This window comes from Arenibacter hampyeongensis (assembly GCF_002909255.1).
GTDB lineage: Bacteria > Bacteroidota > Bacteroidia > Flavobacteriales > Flavobacteriaceae > Arenibacter > Arenibacter hampyeongensis.
The window spans coordinates 1091813-1111690 of record NZ_PIOB01000001.1; the positions used below are offsets into that span (position 1 = coordinate 1091813).

Consider the following 19878-nt stretch of genomic DNA (forward strand, 5'->3'; position numbering starts at 1 on the left):
AAAAAGGAAACTATGTGCGATCATCATGATAAATTAAGATCTAACAACAGGGATCTTCAAAGTTTGGAAAGGCAATTGGATCGGAGGGAGTTTTTTAAAAAAACTTCACTTGGGATTGGGGCCATTGCGCTTAGTTCTTTATTGAATACGGAGAAGGTTTGGAGTGCCGTTGACCCATTCGCCGATCAACAGAATTCCTTGAATTCTTTCGCTAAAAATAAATTGGGATTGCCACATCATTTGCCCAAGGCAAAGCGCATTGTGTACCTTTTTCAAAGCGGTGGCCCTTCACAATTGGATCTGTTCGATTATAAGCCCAAACTCAAGGATATGTTCGGTCAGGATTTACCGGATTCTATAAGGGCAGGTCAGCGTTTAACGGGGATGAGTGCGGATCAAACGGCTTTTCCCATTGCAGCATCCACTTTAAATTTTAAGCAGTATGGGGAATCCAGGGCTTGGGTCAGTGATGCTATGCCTTATTTGTCAGAGGTGGTAGATGATCTGTGTTTTATTAAGGGGATGCATACCGATGCCATTAACCACGATCCGGCCATAACCTTTTTTCAAACAGGGAGCCAACAACCGGGTAGACCGTCCATAGGATCTTGGATCAGTTACGGGCTGGGGTCCGACAATAATAATTTACCAACCTTTATTTCCTTAGTCTCCAAAAACGGTTCGGGGCAACCCTTGTATTCCCGTTTGTGGGGCAATGGATTCTTGCCAACAGAGCATCAAGGGGTACAGTTCCGTTCCGGAAAAGACCCCGTACTTTATTTGGGAGACCCTGAAAATTATGACGGAAATGACCGTAGACAGATGCTGGACTATTTAAAAAAGTTGAATGGGATAGCATATGATGCCTATGGGGATCCAGAAATAAATGCAAGGATAGCACAATATGAAATGGCCTATAGGATGCAAACTTCCGTACCCGAGGTTACGGATACTTCCGACGAACCAGATTATATTTTTGACATGTACGGTCCAGATAGTCGAAACCCGGGTACTTACGCGGCAAATTGTTTAATGGCCCGTAAACTATTGGAAAAGGATGTAAAATTTGTGCAATTATATCATCAGGGCTGGGATCAACACGGCAATTGCCCAGGGGGCGTAAAACATCAGAGCAAGAATACAGATCAGGGAACTGCTGCACTGATCAAAGATCTTAAGCAACGGGGTATGCTCGAGGATACATTGGTAGTTTGGGGGGGAGAGTTTGGACGAACGGTATATTCCCAAGGGCAGTTAACGGATACCAACTACGGAAGGGATCACCACCCGAAAGCTTTTACCATGTTTATGGCGGGGGCAGGGGTGAAACCCGGATTTACCTATGGTGAAACAGATGATTTTGGGTATAATATCATAAAAGATCCAGTACATACCCATGATTTTCAGGCTACTTTATTGCATCTTTTTGGGATAGATCATGAAAGATTGACCTATAAACATCAGGGAAGGCGTTTTAGACTTACCGATGTACATGGAGATGTAGTGAAAGACATCCTAAGTTAATTCAAAAGGAATAAATATGTTACAATTGGTTTAAAAAGTTAGGAATGGATAGTAGTGTGCCAGATTTTGTATTGTTTTTAGGTCGATTTCACCCACTTGTGGTTCATCTGCCTATTGGTTTTTTATTCTTTGCGTTTATTTTGGAATTATACGGGCGTTGGAACAAGAACCCCACGCTGTCCATGGCCATTTCATTGGCCTTGTTCGGTGGTGCTATAAGTGCCTTGGGGGCCAGTGTTCTTGGCTATATGCTTTCCTTAAGCGGGGACTATGACAAGAGCATGTTGGACACCCATTTTTGGTTTGGAATAGCCACAACCTTAATAACTTTTTTTGCTTGGGCCATACGTTCCGGCAAGCTTAATATCGCAAAATTAAACGGCCTAAAATCCAATATGGCCGCCCTGACCTTAGTAGTGGTTTTGGTAAGTGTTACAGGTCATTATGGAGGTAATTTAACCCATGGAAGTGATTATTTGGTAAAATACGCTCCCTTCGGGAGAACGGAAAAGCTAGTGCTGCCACCTATTGCCAATTTGGAGGAGGCTGCTGTTTATGATTATTTGGTAAACCCTATTCTTGAAACCAAGTGCACCAGTTGCCATAATTCCAGTAAGAAAAAGGGTGGGCTCTCCTTTCAGGATACCATTGCCATAAAAAAAGGAGGTAAAAACGGAGAAGCCTATATTGCCGGGGATGTTACCAAGTCGGAAATGATAAGACGCGTTATGTTGGATCCACATGATGAGGATTACATGCCTCCGGAAGGAAAGACCCCACTTACCGAGGAAGAGAAATCTATTTTGGCCTTTTGGATAGATAAGGGCAATGCCAATTTTAAAGTGAAGCTGGCCGATCTGGAAACCCCTGAGGAAATAGCAAGTATAGCTTCCACAATGTTGGGTCTGGAAGATGCCACGGGCAAGAGTGGAATACCCTTGCCAAAAGTGCAGGCTGTAAGTGTGGAGGTACTGAAGGATATCGAGGACACAGGATTTAAGTTAAGGGAATTAATTTTTGAATCCGGATTGTACGAACTTGTTCTTCCCCCCCAGTCAATTACATCCAAGAATTCCAGTGAATTGGAAATGAAGCTGGAAAAGCTTATTCCTATTAAGGATAATATTATATGGCTTTCCCTAAAGGACAACTATGTCCAGGACAAGCATTTAAAAACCATCAGTCAATTTGTAAACCTTCAAAAGCTGGTGATTGAAAAAAATCCGATCACTGATGCTGGCATTGGCGAAATAGAGGCCAACGAAAGCATAACTGGCCTCAATTTATATCAAACTAAAATAACGGCATTGAGCTTTGAAAACTTTATCAAAATGAAGGGATTGAAGCGAGTGTATGCGTGGGGGACGGCCATAACAAAGGAGGAGGTAGATCGTTTTGCGACAAATGAAAATAGTCCGGCAATAATTTTGGGTATGTAAAATTGAAGCATGGTCAGGCATACGAAAAATCATATTGGGTTAGGGATAAAGTAAATTTTATCGACTTTCTCACCTAAGAAATTTAATCAAATACAAAAGTAGTTCCCTAATGAAACAAAAAGTTGTAATAGTATTTATTTTATTAGGCTTGGTTGCCCTGCTTTTTGCGTTTAAATCGGGTTTTTTTAAAACTTCCCAAGGTGTATATGCCAATCAGAAACTGCCGGAGGTAGTGGACTATAATTTCCATATAAAACCTATACTTTCGGATAATTGTTATACCTGTCACGGCCCTGATGCCAATAAGCGGAAAGCGGGCCTGCGCCTGGATCTGGAGCAAGGGGCGCTTTCGGAACTTCCGGAGAATCCCGGCAAATATGCCGTTGTAGCGGGGAAACCCGGTAACAGTATGCTTTACCTTCACGTGGTCTCCGATGACCCGAAACAGTTGATGCCTCCAGCGGATTCACAATTGAAATTGAATTCCTACGAAAAGAGATTGTTAAAAAAATGGATAGAGCAGGGCGCCAAATTTGAAAAGCACTGGGCCTTTATCCCGCCCAAGAAGGCGGATCTGCCAAAAACAGAAACGGAGGACTGGGCCCAAAACGAGATAGATGCCTTTATTTTGGAAAAGATGGAGGAGAACGATTTGGCCCCCGCCCATAAAGCTGAAAAGCCCACCCTTATCAGAAGAATGAGTTTGGATCTTACGGGTTTGCCGCCAAATGCAAAACAGGTACAACATTATCTATCCAATACCTCGGAGGAAATTTTGGAACAGGCCATAGATGAGTTTCTGGCTTCTCCGACATATGGGGAACGAATGACCCAAGTCTGGTTGGATGTGGCGAGATATGCTGATTCCCATGGCTATCAAGATGACAGCTATAGGAGTATGTGGCCCTGGCGCGACTGGGTGATCCACGCTTTTAACAACAACCTTCCCTATGATGAGTTTTTGACCATGCAACTCGCGGGCGATCTATTGCCGGATGCCAATAAGGAAGAGATTCTGGCCTCTGGATTCAACAGGAACCACCCTATAACTCAGGAGGGGGGAATCATACAGGAGGAATACCGTTCCTATTATGTAGTGGACCGTACCAATACCTTGGGGAAAGGAATCTTGGGTCTTACTTTGGAATGCGCCAAATGCCATGACCATAAATACGACCAGTTGACACAAAGGGATTATTTTGAAATCTATTCCTTCTTCAACAAGGTGGATGAAAAGGGATTGCAAAAGACGGCCGGTGATGCTTTTAGAAAGGAATATTTTGCTGATGCACCCTTTTTAACAATTACCGATGAGGAGACAGAAGGCGTTTTATCCTTTATTAATAAAGCTGAGGGAAAAGATGTCAAGGTGATGGTGATGAACGATTCCATCCCTAGAAAAACGTATATTTTCAACCGTGGCGAGTATGACAGCCCTGGAGAAGAAGTGTTCCCCAATGCACCGGAAATAATACTTCCCTTTTCCGAAAAACTACCAAAAAATAGATTGGGATTGGCCCAATGGATGACCGATGAAAACAATCCGTTGACCTCGAGGGTCTTTGTGAACAGGGTCTGGGGGATGTTGTTCGGGAACGGGCTTGTGGAAACCTCGGAGGATTTCGGTGTCCAGGGGAGCCTGCCCACCCATCCGCAATTGTTGGACTGGCTGGCAAAGGATTTTATGGAGCATAATTGGGATATTAAATATCTATTAAAAAAAATAATGCTTTCCGCCACTTACCAGCAAAGTTCGGTAGCCTCTGAGGAGTCCAAAAAGGCCGACCCGGACAACAAATGGCTTTCCAGGGCACCCAGGTTCAGGATGAGCGGGGAAATCATCAGGGACTATGTCCTGGCCACAAGTGGGCTGTTGAACAAAGGAATAGGTGGACCCAGTGTAAAACCGTACCAGCCTCCGGGACTGTGGGAGGAGACCACGGCCGGAAGTAACAGAGGAGGCTTAACCAGTTATGTTCAGGATGAAGGAGATAAATTGTACAGGCGCTCCCTGTACACGCTTTGGAAAAGGACCCTGCCACCACCTAGCATGTCGATTTTCGATGCGCCAAATAGGGATATTTGCGAGGTAAGGAGGCAGAAGACCAATACCCCACTTCAGGCACTGGCTCTTCAGAACGACGTCCAGATGTTGGAGGCAGCAAGGGTATTGGCAGAAAATATTATTGTAGAAACCAATGATCCCCAGCAATGGGTCACCACTGTTTTTCAGCGAATTTTGGTGAGGAACCCTAAAGAGGATGAAAAAAAGGTCTTGGAAGAATACTATACCGATGCCTTGAACAATTTTATGAGCAACCAGGAAAATGCCGAAAAATTGATTGCCCAAGGAGAATATAAAAGGTTGGAAACAGATCCAGCTAGGACAGCAGCACTTATGTTAACGGCTCAAGTGATATACAATCTTGATGAAACAATTACCAGGGAATAGGGACTATGGAAGTAATAATAATATGTCATTTGAAAAGATTGGATAAGCTATTTCCATGAAAATTGTTCGGGAATAAATTTTGGGAAGGAAGGCCCTTTGTATTTCGGCTATTTTTTTTGTCATATCATACTAATATCTATATTCATTAATGGATAGTTATGTACTATCAATTTCTCTCGAGATTGATAAGGTCATTATACTCTTAGTTACAACTCCCATATCTACTATTCTCTTGAATAGGATACTGTTATTTAGGGTAATATATTTAAACATGATTGGGGTTTTGTTCAACTCCAATCTTAAAATATACGCAAGCGTGTAATTCAATTGTGCCTCACAGTCTATGCTAGGAACGAAAATAGTCTTAATGTTTCTAGGGGTAAACAGATTTTTTAAATATGTGCATACATATAAACATATATGCACATATTTATTATATTTGAAAAACTGAATTATTGAATACTTCTAAATGAAAAGAAAAACGGATCAATATATTATCCCGGTAAAAAAGAAGAAGCTCAAACATAAAACTTATGATATTTTACCAGTGCATCCAATATTTGATGGGAAAATCGGTCTAGGTTATGATGGCTTAGCCACAAAGTTAGTAATGGAAAGGACCGTTATTTTGGATGGCTATATAGGTGTTGATTGGGAGGAGGTTGTTTCGTCGCTAGTTATTTCTCTCCAGAAATTGGGACGGTCCGTGTTAACCTTTGATATAGGGAATTGCCTAAAACCTGAGCACGATATTGAAAGTATGGTTGAACCCTTTTTAGGTGGAAATGATCCTATCTTCGGGTTCAAAACCAATTTGAGGTTGCAAGATTATTTTGACCTAAATAAGATAAACGCTATTGAGCCGGATGGAGCCACAGATATATTCATTGTATATGGTACAGGATCTTGTCAATCCAATTTAAAAGGGTGCATGGTTTACTTTGATTTACCAAAAAATGAATTGCAATTTAGAATGCGGGCTAAGAAAGTCCATAATCTGGGAATTAGCACAATTAAGAATGAAAAGCAGATTTATAAGCATTTCTATTTCGTAGATTGGGTGATTCTAAATGATGAAAAAAAGAAATTACTTCCAAAAATATCTTGGATAGTTGATCAGCAAAGGCCGGGTGAGCCTACTTGGATGGAAGGCTCGGCATTGAGAAAAAGTTTGTTAAAAATGTCCAGTTCCTATTTTAGGGTAAGACCATGGTTCGAACCGGGAATTTGGGGAGGACAATGGATGAAAGAGCGCTTTGAGGGATTAAATCAGGATGTTCCTAATTACGCTTGGTCTTTTGAGATGATTGTACCAGAAAATGGGCTGTTGTTTGAAGATGAAGGCAGACTTTTGGAAGTCTCTTTTGATATGTTGATGTTTCAGGAAAACAAAAATGTTTTGGGGAAAGCGGCCAATAGGTTTAAGGACGAATTTCCAATTAGGTTTGATTTTCTTGATACTTTTCAAGGGGGAAATCTTTCTGTACAATGTCATCCTAAACCAGATTACATTAAAAGTGAGTTTGGAGAAAATTTCACACAGGACGAGACTTACTATATACTTGATGCAGGGGAGGATGCCAATGTTTATTTGGGGTTTCAAGACGAAATTGACCCAATGGAATTCAAGCAAGATTTAGAACATTCCTATAATACCAAAGAAGTCTTGGATGTAGAAAAATATGTAATGAAACTTCCAGCAAAAAAACATGACCTATTTTTAATCCCTCATGGTACGGTACATTGTTCCGGTATCAACAATATGGTTTTGGAAATAAGTGCCACTCCATATATTTTCACTTTTAAAATGTACGATTGGCAGCGACTTGATATGGATGGTCAACCAAGACCTTTGAATATTGAACATGCCTTTAAAAATTTGGATTTCAGTAGAAAAGGAAGTGTTGTTAAAGAAACCTTGGTGTCCAAACCAAGGGTCGTTGAATTTGGAAATTCGTGGGAGAAAGTTCATTTGCCTACACATAAAGATCATTTTTATGATATCTATAGATATGAATTCAACAAAGAGGTTATCATTGAAAATTTAGGTCAATGTCATATTTTAATGCTCGTAGAAGGCTGTACTATAGAGCTGGAAATTGTTGATGCAACCCAAGAATTCCATTATGCTGAAACATTTGCAATTCCTGCAGCGACCAAAAGTTATAAATTGATTAATAGAGGAGATTCTACGGCAAAGGTTATTGTCTCCTTTGTAAAGGATGAAGCATGTTAAGTTATAATCTATTTTACATTAAAACTGTAGTTATACACTTGTTAATTGCATTAATATCAGGTAGTGGCTTTTGTCAACAATCTGAAATTTGGCAAATAGGTATTTCCGATAATAGTAGTGCAGAATTTGCTTTGGCTTCCAATGAGTACGATAAATTCTTAGAAAAGGACTTTGGTTGGGAAGATAGGTTTTATGTAATTGGGTATTCGGTAGAGAGGAAGGACTTTCCATTTGTGCTGCCTGGAACTGTAGATTATTGGGGTGGTACTTCGGGATTGGCAGGGATTAGGCCGCACGAAATTAATATTTTATTTGGTATTGATTCAAAACCAAAAATAGGGGACTGGCAATTAATTGTGGATATTCTGGATTGCAATCCAGTAACACCCCCTTATCTTAAAATTTCTGTCAATGGAAAATCTTGGAAATATAAACTGGAAAACGGACGCAATCCTGAAGCACTCAAAGGGGAGATTATAAATACTAAAGAACAGAAAATAATTATACCGATAGATGCTAAAATGCTAAAAAATGGAGGTAACAGTATCCAGTTGACCACTTTGGAAGGTAGTTGGTTGGTTTTTGACCAAGTTCGATTGAATGGACCTCAAAATGTCATCCTGTTACAACCTGAGAAGGCATTTGTCAGAAATGTTGCCCCTGCAGATTATGAATTGGATAAAAATGGTACTCGGTTTCAACCTCTCTTGTTGGATGTGCAATATCTTCAAGGAAGTCCAAAAGTGAGTGTTATATTGGATGGGAAAACCATTTTTGAAGAGATCGTAGAACATGGCAGAAATATCTATGAAGTTCCGATGATGGCCGTAAGCAGTTCAGTAACGAACAGTTATTCCGTATCTGTAGATGGAAAAATAATTGATAAGGGCGAAATTCTACGAAGTCCGCAAAAACTAAATCTCCTTTCGGATTATGTGGATACCAAGATTGGTACAGGACATTCAAGATGGATGATTGCTCCAGGTCCGTGGATGCCTTTTAGTATGGTCAAAATTAGTCCCGACAACCAAAATGAAGGATGGCAAGCCGGGTATCAACCTACTTTTGAGAGTGTAGGCGCCTTTAGTCATATTCACGAATGGACTATGGCAGGTCTGGGTACATTCCCCACCAATGGGCCACTAATTACGGAGGTTGGAAATCAAGGGGAACCAGATAATGGCTATCGTTCGCGAGTCGAAAAGTCTACTGAAGAGACACCCTTAGGATATTACTCTGTTTTTCTGAGCGATTATAATATTAAGGCAGAGCTTACAGCTACTACAAGAGCTAGTTTTCAGAGATATACGTATCCAAAGGACTCCCAGGACTCAAGAATTCTAATCGATTTAAAGGTTCCATCAGAATATGCATATGATATTCAAGAAGCTTACTTTGAGAAAATAAGCGACCATAAACTTGCGGGTTATAGCAAACAAAAGTCGTCGTCCATTTGGGGAGAACAATACTACCGCAGCCAAATGGTTGAGGATGGGGATAAAAAAATGGAATGGGATGATGTTGATCAAGAATACACGGTGCATTTTGTGATGGAATTTGATCAACCCATAAAAAATTTTGGAGTTTGGGTCAACGGACCTGCAAAAGGGAATAATGATGCTTATATATCCGAGGAGACGTCCAAGATAACTGTTTCAGATCCAGAGGACATTGTAGCCTTTGTGGAATTCGAAACATCTAAGAACCAAGTAGTACAGACAAGAACAGGCATATCATATGTAAGTGTTGAAAATGCAGGATTGAATTTAGAAGAAGAAATTTCGCAGCCATTCGGTTGGAGTTTTGAAAAAGTGCGGGAGAATCAAGAAAAGACCTGGAACGATTTATTCAACAGGGTCAAGGTTACCTCCAATAACATATTGGAAAAGACCAGATTCTATTCCAATATGTACCGTGCCTTGGTAAGCAGAAATATTTTTAGTGATGTGGATGGCAGTTGGGTCGATGCTGAGGAACATGTACAGAAATTCTCAAATCCTGATGATGTCGCCTTGGGGTGCGATGCCTTCTGGAATACCTTTTGGAACCTCAATCAGTTCTGGAATTTGGTAACTCCAGAATGGTCTTCAAAATGGGTAAAATCTCAATTGGCTATGTACGATGCTAGTGGTTGGCTAGCCAAAGGCCCAGCTGGAATGGAATATATACCTGTAATGGTGGCGGAACACGAAATTCCTCTAATCGTGGGTGCCTATCAAATGGGGATTCGCGATTTTGATGCCGAAAAAGCTTTTGAGGCTGTCTATAAAATGCAAACAACAAAAGGGGAGCAAGTGGGTAATGGCTATGCAGGCAACAGGGATCTCGAAACCTATCTCAAACATAAATATGTGCCATACAATAAGGGGCGATTTTCCAACACTTTGGAATATTCTTTTGACGATTTTACTGTTTCACAATTCGCCAAATCCTTAGGCAAGATTAACGAATATAATGAATTCATCGATAGGGCATACTGGTGGAAAAATGCTATTGATCCTGAAATTGGCTTTGCTCGATTAAAACATTCGGATGGTTCTTGGGTTAAAGATTTTGATCCTATTGAAACCGGTGGCAATCATCAATTTGCTGAGGGCAATGCTTGGCAGCTTACCTTTTTTGTGCCCCAGGATATTCCTGAATTGGCCAAAATAATAGGGGAGGACTTATTAGCAAAACGTTTGGATGAAGGTTTCAAGGTGAGCAGTAATTGGCGCTATAATGCCCCGAACGAAAAGTATTGGGATTTTCCTGTTATCCAAGGCAACCAACAATCCATGCATTTCTCATTTATGTTCAATTGGGTAAAAAGACCATGGTTGACGCAAGAATGGAACCGAGATATTTTATCGCGTTTTTACGGCTACGGAGTTTCAAATGCTTATCTGGGCGATGAAGACCAAGGACAGATGAGTGCGTGGTTTATGATGTCGGCCATAGGTCTTTTTCAGACAGACGGAGGCACAAGAGCAGAACCTATATATGAGATAGGAAGTCCATTGTTCGAGAAAATTGAAATAGATCTTGGCTATCAATATGATAGGGGAAATAACTTTGTCATTGAAGCTAAAAACACTTCTTTCAATAATAAATATGTGCAAAGTGCGACACTGAACGGAAAGAAACTGACAAACTTTTGGTTTCCTGCAAAAGAGTTGTTAAAGGGAGGCAGCTTAATATTAGAAATGGGCCCTATACCTAATGTAAATTGGGGAATTGGAAGTATGCCTATGCCTCCAAGTAGTGCAGATTTTAATACCAAAATCCAAGATAATGAATAAGTACTTTATTTTATTTATGGCATTCTGTGTTGGTATAGGCACAGCGCAAAATAAGGACAATGAATTGGCCGATAGGATACTTGCCAATATAGAATTTGGGCAAGTACAAAAAAGGGCTTTGGAAGTGGTAAAGACAGGCTTCAATGCTGGCGATGGCTATGGTGAGGTCTGGATAAGGGATTACAATACTTTTATTGAATTATCTGCCGAAGTTTTTGAGGCAAAGGAATTGGAGGAGAATTTATTGGTGTTCTTTAGGTTGCAAGGTGACGATGGAAACATCATTGACGGATTTATACCTAAAGAAAAAGCAGTTAAGATTGATGGGGGATATCAATACATTTATAACGATTTGGAGCCTACCTATTGTGGACACAAAAATACCGTAGAGACTGATCATGAAAGTTCCTTGGTACAGGCTGTCTATAAATATATCAAGAAGACTGGCAACAAAAACTTCCTAAGAATAAAAGTTGGAAATGAAACCGTTGCGGATCGAATGGAAAAGGCAATGCAATTTCTTATGGAGTACCGATGGGCCAATAAATTCGGCTTAATATATGGAGCCACCACGGCAGACTGGGGCGACGTGCAACACACACATCCGTGGGGTGTTTATATTACCGACGACACCAAATATTGTGTTGATATTTATGATAATGCCATGATGTTGATTGCGTTGGACAATTTGATGGAACTTCTTCCCGATACAAAAGTGAAATGGCAGATAATACGTAACAATATAGCTAGGAACACCATGGAGGTGTTATGGGACGAAAAAAATGAGAAATTCATTCCTCATGTATATCTCGATGGATCGCCCTATCCTGAAGAATTTAACGAAAATGAAATCTATTATCACGGAGGAACGGCGGTTGCCATTGAAGCTGGACTCTTGAACAAAGAGCAAATCAAAACTTCCTTGAATAAGATGATGGCCAATGTAAAAGCTTCAGGCGCAGGTTCGATTGGCCTGACCTTGTACCCTACCTATCCTGAATGGGCATTTGAAAATAAAGGAATGTACCCATACGGCTATCAAAATGGTGGAGATTGGACATGGTTTGGGGGTCGAATGATTCAACAATTAATAAAATATGGCTTCGTAGAGGAAGCTTTTGAACAAATAGAGCCGATGACTAATCGTGTGATAGTGAACAATGGTTTCTATGAGTGGTATACTGTCAATAATAAACCGGAAGGCTCGGGGACATTCCGGGGATCTGCTGGGGTATTGTATATTGCAATTGAAATGTTTAAGGATTGGGCCAAAAAAATAAAATAGTTTGGCGATCAGGATAGCTGTATTCAATTATTCTGCCATATTCTAAAAATTAATATAAAGTAAATAGTGTTATCTTAGAGGGTTAATTAATTGGAAGAATCCATTTAGAATATGAATTTTAAGTTAGATCAAAACAGCCCCGTGCCCTTACATGCTCAAATTGAAGAATATTTACGAGGACTCATTATTAAGAAGGATTACAAAAGCGGAAAAAAGTTTTTGCCAAAGGAGGTCGCCATGTCCAATAAATTGGGGGTCTCCAGGAATACGATTAGACAGGCCATAAATAAATTGGTTCATGAGGGACTAATTGAGCGCAAAAAGGGAGTTGGGACCAAAGTGGTAACAAAGAAAATATCTACTCGGTTGGACAATTGGATCAGCTTTACAAAAGAAATGCGAAATCAAGGCATTGAGGTTGTTAATTATTTAGTTAACATTGCTTTGGTTGAAGTCCAAGATGAGGTAGCGGAGGCACTATCCATTGCCAAAACAAAAAAGGTTTGGAAACTTGAAAAAATAAGGGGTTCAAAGGAAGCGAAATACCTTTACTCAGTATCATATTTTCATCCCAGAATTGGGATTACCGGAGATGAAAATTTTATGATCCCTTTGTACGAGTTATTGGAAAAGGAGCATGATATTATAGTTTCTACTTCTAAAGAAAAATTAAGGGCTATAAAGGCTGACAGTAAAATAGCAGCTTTGCTTGACATTGGCAAGGATGTGGCTATTTTAAAAAGGGAAAGATTAGTTTTAGATATTGGCGATAGGCCTGTTGAATACAATATGGTTTACTATCATACGGATTATTTCACCTACGATATAGACATTAAAAGGGAAGTTTAATTTTATTAATTGATTTCGTAAGTGTCCATTTTGATTTTGTTATATATGTTTAAATGTACTTACATTATATAAGATTTTTGTACCTATAATTTTCGTAAGTCCAAAAACCCAAATTAAAATTTACTCAACTTATGATTTCAATACTAATTAATCTATAAAAAATTTTACATGAATTACCGAATAGCCATTGGGGTCGATGTGGGGGGGAGCCATATAACCTCTGCCGCGGTGAACATAAACAAACTTACAATAGTTGAGGGGTCTACCTTTTCCGTCAAGGTAGACAATAAGGCCACTAAAGATGCCATATTGGAAAACTGGAGCAGTGCCATTAACAAAACCTTGGATAGTATTTCTTTGAATAGTAATGTGGACATCGCATGCGCAATGCCAGGTCCTTTTCATTATAAAACCGGATTGGCGTTGTTCGTTGGAAATAATCAAAAATATGAAAGCCTTTACAATGTTTCCATACCCGATGAATTGGGGAAATACATTAAAGGCACTAATTTGGATTTCAGATTCATTAATGACGCCACTGCTTTTGGAGTCGGGGTGGCATCTATGGGCAAGGCAAAAAATTACAGCAAAGTTGTAGCTATTACTTTGGGCACTGGTTTTGGATCCGCATTCATCAAAGACGGTGAGCCCCAAGTAATTTCACATGATGTACCAAAGGGAGGGTTTATGTGGGACAAACCGTATAAGGATGGTCTAGGCGATGATTATTTCTCAACCCGTTGGTGCATAAAAAGGTATAAGGATATTACTGGAGTCGAGACAACTGGAGTCAAGCAAATAGCCAATGCTAACAATGATAATTCACGAAAAGTTTTTGTTGAATTCGGTTCGAACATGGCAGAATTTATGTTGCCTTTTCTCAAAAATTACCAACCCGACCTTATAATTCTAGGAGGTAATGTGTCTAAGGCCAGTGAACTTTTTCTCCCTGCTTTTAAAAACAAGATCAAAGATGCCGGAATGCGTGTTGATTTTGAAATATCCGATGTATTGGAAGAAGCGGCCATTATTGGAAGCGCCAAATTATATAACTCCCATTTTTGGGAACAAGTACAAAACACAATTTATTAGGAAGATGAAACAAATGAATATGAAAACACCTTTGAGTCATCAGTTTTTTAACGCCTATCTAATGCTGTTTTTATGCACAACGATTACGGCACAATCGCCATCACAGCAGGTGATTTGGCACATAGGACAGTCAGATCGATCTTATTCGGAATTTGCTTTGGCTCCAAATGGCTATGCCGAGTTTGCTCCTGAAGGATTTGGCGGTACCAATAGGTATTATGTGGTCGGCAAATCGAATCCTGGGAATGATTGGCCCTTTATTCTTCCTGGACCTAAAGATGATTTTGCCGGTTATGGTTATTGGGCCGGACGTGCGCTTCATCAATTGCCCATCTACTTTGTACTGGAACAAACCACCGAGGGGGATACTTGTGTACTTCTGATCGATATATTGGAGGCGAGTTCGAAAAATGCACCTTTGTTCAGGGCCTATATTAACGGAAAAGTGTACGAACAACAATTACGGCCTGGTAAATCAGGCGACCTTCCGGAACGGTTACAGTCCAATACCCAAACGGTCTCGTTTTCAATTCCATCCGTGGAATTGAAACGAGGGGTGAACGAGATTATCTTCCAAAATATGACAGGGGGTTGGTGCGTGTTTGATGGTATCAAGTTGATCGGCCCTAATGAATTATCCTTAGGAGTGATTGATAACACTGTTTTAAAGTCCGTTGCCTTCGCTGATTTTGAAATGAATAAAAAAAATAAAAAATTTCAACCCCTTTTAGTGGATATACTACAGCAAGAAAACAGTTCGGAGATAAAGGTATTTGTGGACGGACAGGAGATTATTAAAAAAAGTGAGGTGGGTCACAGTATTCTTGAATTTTATGTACCGGCTGTATCCTTAAAAAAAATGTCCGAGGTTAAAATATACGTGGATGGAAAACTGAAGTATGAGCAACAACTACAAAGAATGCCAATGGAACAAATTGCACTTTCCGATTATGTGGATCAATTTATGGGCACTAGTGGATCTCGTTGGATGATTACCCCCGGGCCCCGTAACCCAATGCCCATGGTACAACTTGGTCCAAATAATGAAGAAACGGTGTGGAAGGCAGGCTATGAATATCAAATAGAAAGTTTAACCGGTTTCAACCATACCCAGGAATGGACCATGGCCGGATTTCTAATGATGCCGACCGTTGGAGCATTGCAAACAAACCCGGGCCCTGAGAATAGTCCTGATTTGGGGTATCGTTCCCGAATCGATAAATCGTCAGAAAAAGCTAAGATTGGAAAATACAGTGTAGACCTGACGGACTACAATATTCATGTAGATCTTACCGCTACCACCCGAGCGGCTTTTCAAAGATATGTTTTTCCCAAATCGGACGCTTCGCGTGTCTTATTGGATGCTTACCCGGATGCTGAATATGGCTATCAAAATGTGGAGACCGAGATAACCAGAATAGACGATAAAAGAATAGAAGGTTACGTACATCATATTTGCGATAAGACGGGTTATATGATGACCCAAGATTACAAATTGTATTTTGCATTGGAGTTCAACAAACCTTTTGAAAGTATGGGAGGGTGGACGGACAAGTCCAAGGCCTTGGAAAAAATGAACCATGGCCTAACCTATGAATCGGTTCAAAATGATACCAGGACAATCAAAGGTTCAGGAAGTGTTGGTGCATTTGTCAATTTCAAAACAACAGAAAATGATACGCTTTTAGTAAGAAGTTCCATTTCTTTGGTAAGTGCTGAAAATGCATGGTTGAATTTAAAAAAGGAAATCACTGAGCCGTTCGACTGGAATTTTGAACAGGTGGTCAAAAACCAACAGGACCTTTGGGATAAATACTTGGGCAGGATAGAAATAGAGACCGATGATTATCTTCAAAAAGTAAAATTCTATACCAATCTATATAGAGCGTTGTCTGGAAGAATGGCATGGGGCGATGTAAATGGTGAATGGAGGGACATGAACGAAGAGATTCAAACATTTGAAGATCGCGACCAAAGGTTGTGCTCTGGAGAATTTTGGAATACATTTTGGAACGTTCAACAGTTGAATCAACTGATTGCCCCCGAGTTTTCTTCGATGCAGGTTAAAAGTTTGCTCGCGTTCTATGATAAGGGAGGCTGGCTATCCAAAGGCATTTTTGCCGGGGAATATTCCAGCGTTATGGTCGCGGAACATGGTATTCCCTGGATTGTAGGCGCATGGAATAGTGGCATCAAAGACTTTGATTTTGAAAATGCATACAAGGTTATGCGCCATGTGCAGACCACTCTACCTATGGACTCCCATCCCGGAGGTGGAAGAGTGGGCAATGAAAGCCTTGAGCCCTATTTGAAATATGGGTACGTACCACTAAATACGAATCTTTACCAAAGTTATGTCTCCAATACCCTTGAATATGCTTTTGACGATTGGTGTTTGGCCCAGGCCGCCAAGGTCCTAAAGGAGGAAAAGGACTATAAGTTATTTATGAACCGTGCGAGGAACTGGCAGAATATCTTTGATTCCAAATCTGGCTTTATGCGGCCAAAAAAAGCTGACGGAACATGGTACGAGCCATTTGACCCCTATCATACGCCAGGTTTTGTCGAGGGTAATGCTTGGCAATTTAGCTGGTTCGTTCCACACAATATGAACGGCTTGGTTGACGCTATTGGCAAGGAACGCTTTGTTGCCCGTTTGGACAGTGCAATGCACCGTTCGCAAAAAGTGAATTTTAATGCTTTAGGCGATAATTTTTCAAAATATCCCATCAACCATGGTAATCAGCCAAATATGCAATCCTGTTACCTCTTTAATTATGCGGGCGCTCCTTGGTTGACGCAAAAGTGGGCAAGGGAAATACAGGATAAATATTATGGAACAGGCCCTAGGGACGCCTATCCTGGAGATGAGGATCAAGGCCAAATGAGTGCTTGGTATGTGATGAGTACCCTAGGATTATTTCAGATGGATGGGGGCGCGGCGATCCATCCACAGTACGAATTAGGTAGTCCAAGATTTGAAAAGATTACCATTCATTTAAGTGATGAGTATTATGGTGGAAATACTTTTGTTATCAAAGCCAAGAATGCATCCCGAGATAATAAATATATTAATGCAGCCAAGCTGAATGGGAAAAAATGGGATTCATGGAAAATTCCACAAAAAGAGATAATAAAGGGCGGGGAATTGATATTGGAAATGAAGGATGTTCCCAATAAAGAAGTATTCAATAAGTAATCCTGGGTGATTATGTCCCTAATGGCAATAATGAAGGTTGTATTTGGCGCCATCTGGGAGGAGAATTTTAAAAATGCCATTAGATAATTGTTAAAATAATTTAATTATGACATCTGCGGATAATTTAGAAGTGAATGATTTAGCCAACTTTGGTAAACCTGTAACTGAAATGTTCAAACAACCTCAAAGTCCTGAGGAATGGGAGCAATATGCACTGACCGAAGAACAACTTGAATTTTTTCAAGAGTACGGTTTTCTTTCAGGAATTAAAATTTTAACGGGAGAACAGGTAAATTGGCTGAACGAGGAATTGGCCGAATTCAACCCCATAGATAAGGAGCGCAAGAAATTGTTCTATCATTACGAGAGCAATGAATCCGAAGACCCCAATAGGGTTCTTTTTCATGCCATCGGAGGATGGCGGGCAGCAAAGGGGTTCCATGATCTTCTTTGGGCCCCGGCCTACCGCATGGCTGCTTACCAGCTGATGGGAGGCTCATTTAAGCTCTTTCATGATCAGCTTTTTTGTAAACCCTCAAAGCACGGCGGTGTGGTAGCTTGGCATCAAGATTTTTCATATTGGACTTTTACCAAGCCTATGAACCATCTGACCTGCTGGATAGGCCTTGATAATGCCAACGATGACAATGGCTGTTTGTATTATATTCCCGGAAGTCATAAATGGGGTCTATTGCCAGTTACCGGATTAGCAGGCGACATGGATGCCGTTCAAAAAATTCTAAACCAGGAGCAGTTGGCCAGTTTTAACAAAAGGAAAGCGAATGAATTGCCAAAGGGATATGCCAGTTTTCATCATCCTCTTACTTTACATGGCTCTTATGCCAATACTTCGGATCGCTCGAGAAGGGCGGTAGTCATCAATGCAATGGGGCCAAATACCGTTTCGAACATTGCAAACTACGACCGTCTTGATGCATTGAAACATTTTCCTCCACTTGGTAAGGATGGACAGTTATTGGAGAGCAAATTTTTCCCATTGCTTTTTGATGCGGACAAAGAACTGGGAAGCTTAAAGAAGACTATTCCGATACTGGCCAAAACCAAAAGAAATAATTGAATTTTGTTTTAAAAAGACCAATAAAAATGAAAATATGATAGTGAAAGACAAAGAGGCCGTGAAGACTAATATGAAGTATGTGTATTTGGTGACCGCGGTGGCCGCCTTGGGTGGACTTTTATTTGGGTATGATACTGCTGTAATTGCCGGTGCCATAGGGTTCTTGCAAACCAAATTTGAACTGTCTTCCGCAATGACCGGGTGGGCGGCATCAAGTGCCATATGGGGTTGTTTGTTTGGGGCCATGTTCGCAGGTTATGCCAGTGACAGGTTGGGAAGGAAAAAAGTGCTATTGGCAACTGCCGTACTTTTTTCGCTATCGGCAATAGGCTCGGCCATCCCAAATTCCCTTACACAATTTGTAGCTGCCAGATTCGTTGGAGGTTTGGGAGTGGGGGCGGCCTCCATGCTTTCACCTTTGTATATTTCCGAAATTGCACCTGCAAAGATGAGGGGAATGTTAGTCTCGTTGTACCAATTGGCAATTGTGTTGGGAATCAACTTTGTCTATTTCGTTAACTTGAAAATAGCCAATGTAGGAACCGAAGCCTGGAATATAGAAATGGGATGGCGGTATATGCTTGGATCGGAGATTATACCTGCACTTATTTTCTTTTTATTGCTTTTTAAAGTGCCTGAAAGTCCACGCTGGCTTACTTTGAAGGGTAGAGAAAAGGAAGCGGCCACCATTCTGGAAAAAGTAAATGGGAAGGAAAAGGGGATGCAAGTTTTAAATGAGATCAAAGAAGCTATCATGGCCGAAAAAGGAACGTTGAAAGAGCTATTCGCCACAAAGTTAAGAAGGACACTGATAATCGGTTTGGTTCTAGCTTTGTTCTCACAGATTACGGGTATAAATGCAATCATATATTATGCTCCTGAAATATTCAAGAATATTGGCTTCGGTACCGATTCGGCCTTACAGCAGACCGTAATTATCGGGTTTATTAATACCATTTTCACCTTTGTGGCCATTTACTTTATTGATAGAATGGGAAGAAGGACTCTATTGTTATGGGGGTTATCAGGCATGATTGTTTGTCTTTTCGGAACGGGCCTTGTTTTCTATTTAGGGCAAAGTTCCAGTATATGGACGTTAATTTTCATATTGGGCTTTACTGCAAGTTTTTCCTCTTCACTTGGGCCGATTCCATGGGTGATAATGTCAGAAATATTCCCAACGAAAATCAGAGGCTTGGCTATGTCCTTTGCGACCATGACCCTTTGGTTGGGGGTGGTGGCCATCACACAATTTACCCCTATAATGCTCGAAAATTTGGGTGGGGCATATACCTTTTGGATATTTATGGGTAACGCAATTTTTCTATTGATTTTCACCTACAATATGATTCCCGAAACCAAGGGAAAGACTTTGGAAGAAATAGAAAAGAGTTGGAGCAAGAAATAGGGGACGACTTTTTGAGCGAACGCAAAAGAGTATAA

At 40.5% G+C, this 19878-nt stretch carries 11 protein-coding genes; all 11 read left to right on the forward strand.

All coding sequences use genetic code 11. The features are described from left to right. Nucleotides 1-12: 12 nt before the first annotated feature. On the forward strand, nucleotides 13-1524 hold the full coding sequence (locus CWD91_RS04445; protein WP_103439705.1) for a DUF1501 domain-containing protein: 1512 nt from the start codon (nucleotides 13-15) through the stop codon (nucleotides 1522-1524). 44 nt (nucleotides 1525-1568) lie between these two features. Then, complete coding sequence (locus CWD91_RS04450; protein WP_103439706.1) at nucleotides 1569-2963, forward strand: DUF2231 domain-containing protein; 1395 nt, start codon at nucleotides 1569-1571, stop codon at nucleotides 2961-2963. A gap of 109 nt (nucleotides 2964-3072) precedes the next feature. Continuing rightward, nucleotides 3073-5415, forward strand: coding sequence for a PSD1 and planctomycete cytochrome C domain-containing protein (locus CWD91_RS04455; RefSeq protein ID WP_103439707.1), 2343 nt, complete (start codon nucleotides 3073-3075; stop codon nucleotides 5413-5415). Nucleotides 5416-5884: 469 nt separating this feature from the next. Next, on the forward strand, nucleotides 5885-7651 hold the full coding sequence (locus CWD91_RS04460) for a class I mannose-6-phosphate isomerase (RefSeq protein WP_103439708.1): 1767 nt from the start codon (nucleotides 5885-5887) through the stop codon (nucleotides 7649-7651). Then, complete coding sequence (locus CWD91_RS04465) at nucleotides 7645-10932, forward strand: GH92 family glycosyl hydrolase (RefSeq protein WP_103439709.1); 3288 nt, start codon at nucleotides 7645-7647, stop codon at nucleotides 10930-10932. The genes CWD91_RS04460 and CWD91_RS04465 overlap by 7 nt, the downstream gene beginning before the upstream one ends. Then, complete coding sequence (locus CWD91_RS04470) at nucleotides 10925-12217, forward strand: glucosidase family protein (protein WP_103439710.1); 1293 nt, start codon at nucleotides 10925-10927, stop codon at nucleotides 12215-12217. The genes CWD91_RS04465 and CWD91_RS04470 overlap by 8 nt, the downstream gene beginning before the upstream one ends. Before the next feature lie 111 nt (nucleotides 12218-12328). Beyond that, nucleotides 12329-13066, forward strand: a complete 738-nt coding sequence (locus tag CWD91_RS04475; RefSeq protein WP_103439711.1) for a GntR family transcriptional regulator — start codon at nucleotides 12329-12331, stop codon at nucleotides 13064-13066. 168 nt (nucleotides 13067-13234) lie between these two features. Next, nucleotides 13235-14158: an ROK family protein gene (locus CWD91_RS04480; protein ID WP_103439712.1), complete on the forward strand. Its 924-nt coding sequence runs from the start codon at nucleotides 13235-13237 to the stop codon at nucleotides 14156-14158. Between the two features lie 19 nt (nucleotides 14159-14177). After that, on the forward strand, nucleotides 14178-17357 hold the full coding sequence (locus tag CWD91_RS04485) for a GH92 family glycosyl hydrolase (protein WP_192877631.1): 3180 nt from the start codon (nucleotides 14178-14180) through the stop codon (nucleotides 17355-17357). Between the two features lie 106 nt (nucleotides 17358-17463). Beyond that, on the forward strand, nucleotides 17464-18435 hold the full coding sequence (locus CWD91_RS04490; protein ID WP_103439714.1) for a phytanoyl-CoA dioxygenase family protein: 972 nt from the start codon (nucleotides 17464-17466) through the stop codon (nucleotides 18433-18435). A 34-nt stretch (nucleotides 18436-18469) separates the two neighbouring features. Continuing rightward, on the forward strand, nucleotides 18470-19843 hold the full coding sequence (locus CWD91_RS04495) for a sugar porter family MFS transporter (RefSeq protein ID WP_103439715.1): 1374 nt from the start codon (nucleotides 18470-18472) through the stop codon (nucleotides 19841-19843). Nucleotides 19844-19878: the final 35 nt, after the last annotated feature.

Excerpts from the sequence above, each read along its gene's own strand:
- CWD91_RS04455 (WP_103439707.1), top strand. The coding sequence starts at position 3,073 with ATGAAACAAAAAGTTGTAATAGTATTTATTTTATTAGGCTTGGTTGCC.
- CWD91_RS04485 (WP_192877631.1), top strand. The coding sequence starts at position 14,178 with ATGAAAACACCTTTGAGTCATCAGTTTTTTAACGCCTATCTAATGCTG.
- CWD91_RS04460 (WP_103439708.1), top strand. The coding sequence starts at position 5,885 with ATGAAAAGAAAAACGGATCAATATATTATCCCGGTAAAAAAGAAGAAG.
- CWD91_RS04495 (WP_103439715.1), top strand. The coding sequence starts at position 18,470 with ATGATAGTGAAAGACAAAGAGGCCGTGAAGACTAATATGAAGTATGTG.
- CWD91_RS04445 (WP_103439705.1), top strand. The coding sequence starts at position 13 with ATGTGCGATCATCATGATAAATTAAGATCTAACAACAGGGATCTTCAA.
- CWD91_RS04450 (WP_103439706.1), top strand. The coding sequence starts at position 1,569 with ATGGATAGTAGTGTGCCAGATTTTGTATTGTTTTTAGGTCGATTTCAC.
- CWD91_RS04480 (WP_103439712.1), top strand. The coding sequence starts at position 13,235 with ATGAATTACCGAATAGCCATTGGGGTCGATGTGGGGGGGAGCCATATA.
- CWD91_RS04465 (WP_103439709.1), top strand. The coding sequence starts at position 7,645 with ATGTTAAGTTATAATCTATTTTACATTAAAACTGTAGTTATACACTTG.
- CWD91_RS04490 (WP_103439714.1), top strand. The coding sequence starts at position 17,464 with ATGACATCTGCGGATAATTTAGAAGTGAATGATTTAGCCAACTTTGGT.
- CWD91_RS04475 (WP_103439711.1), top strand. The coding sequence starts at position 12,329 with ATGAATTTTAAGTTAGATCAAAACAGCCCCGTGCCCTTACATGCTCAA.
- CWD91_RS04470 (WP_103439710.1), top strand. The coding sequence starts at position 10,925 with ATGAATAAGTACTTTATTTTATTTATGGCATTCTGTGTTGGTATAGGC.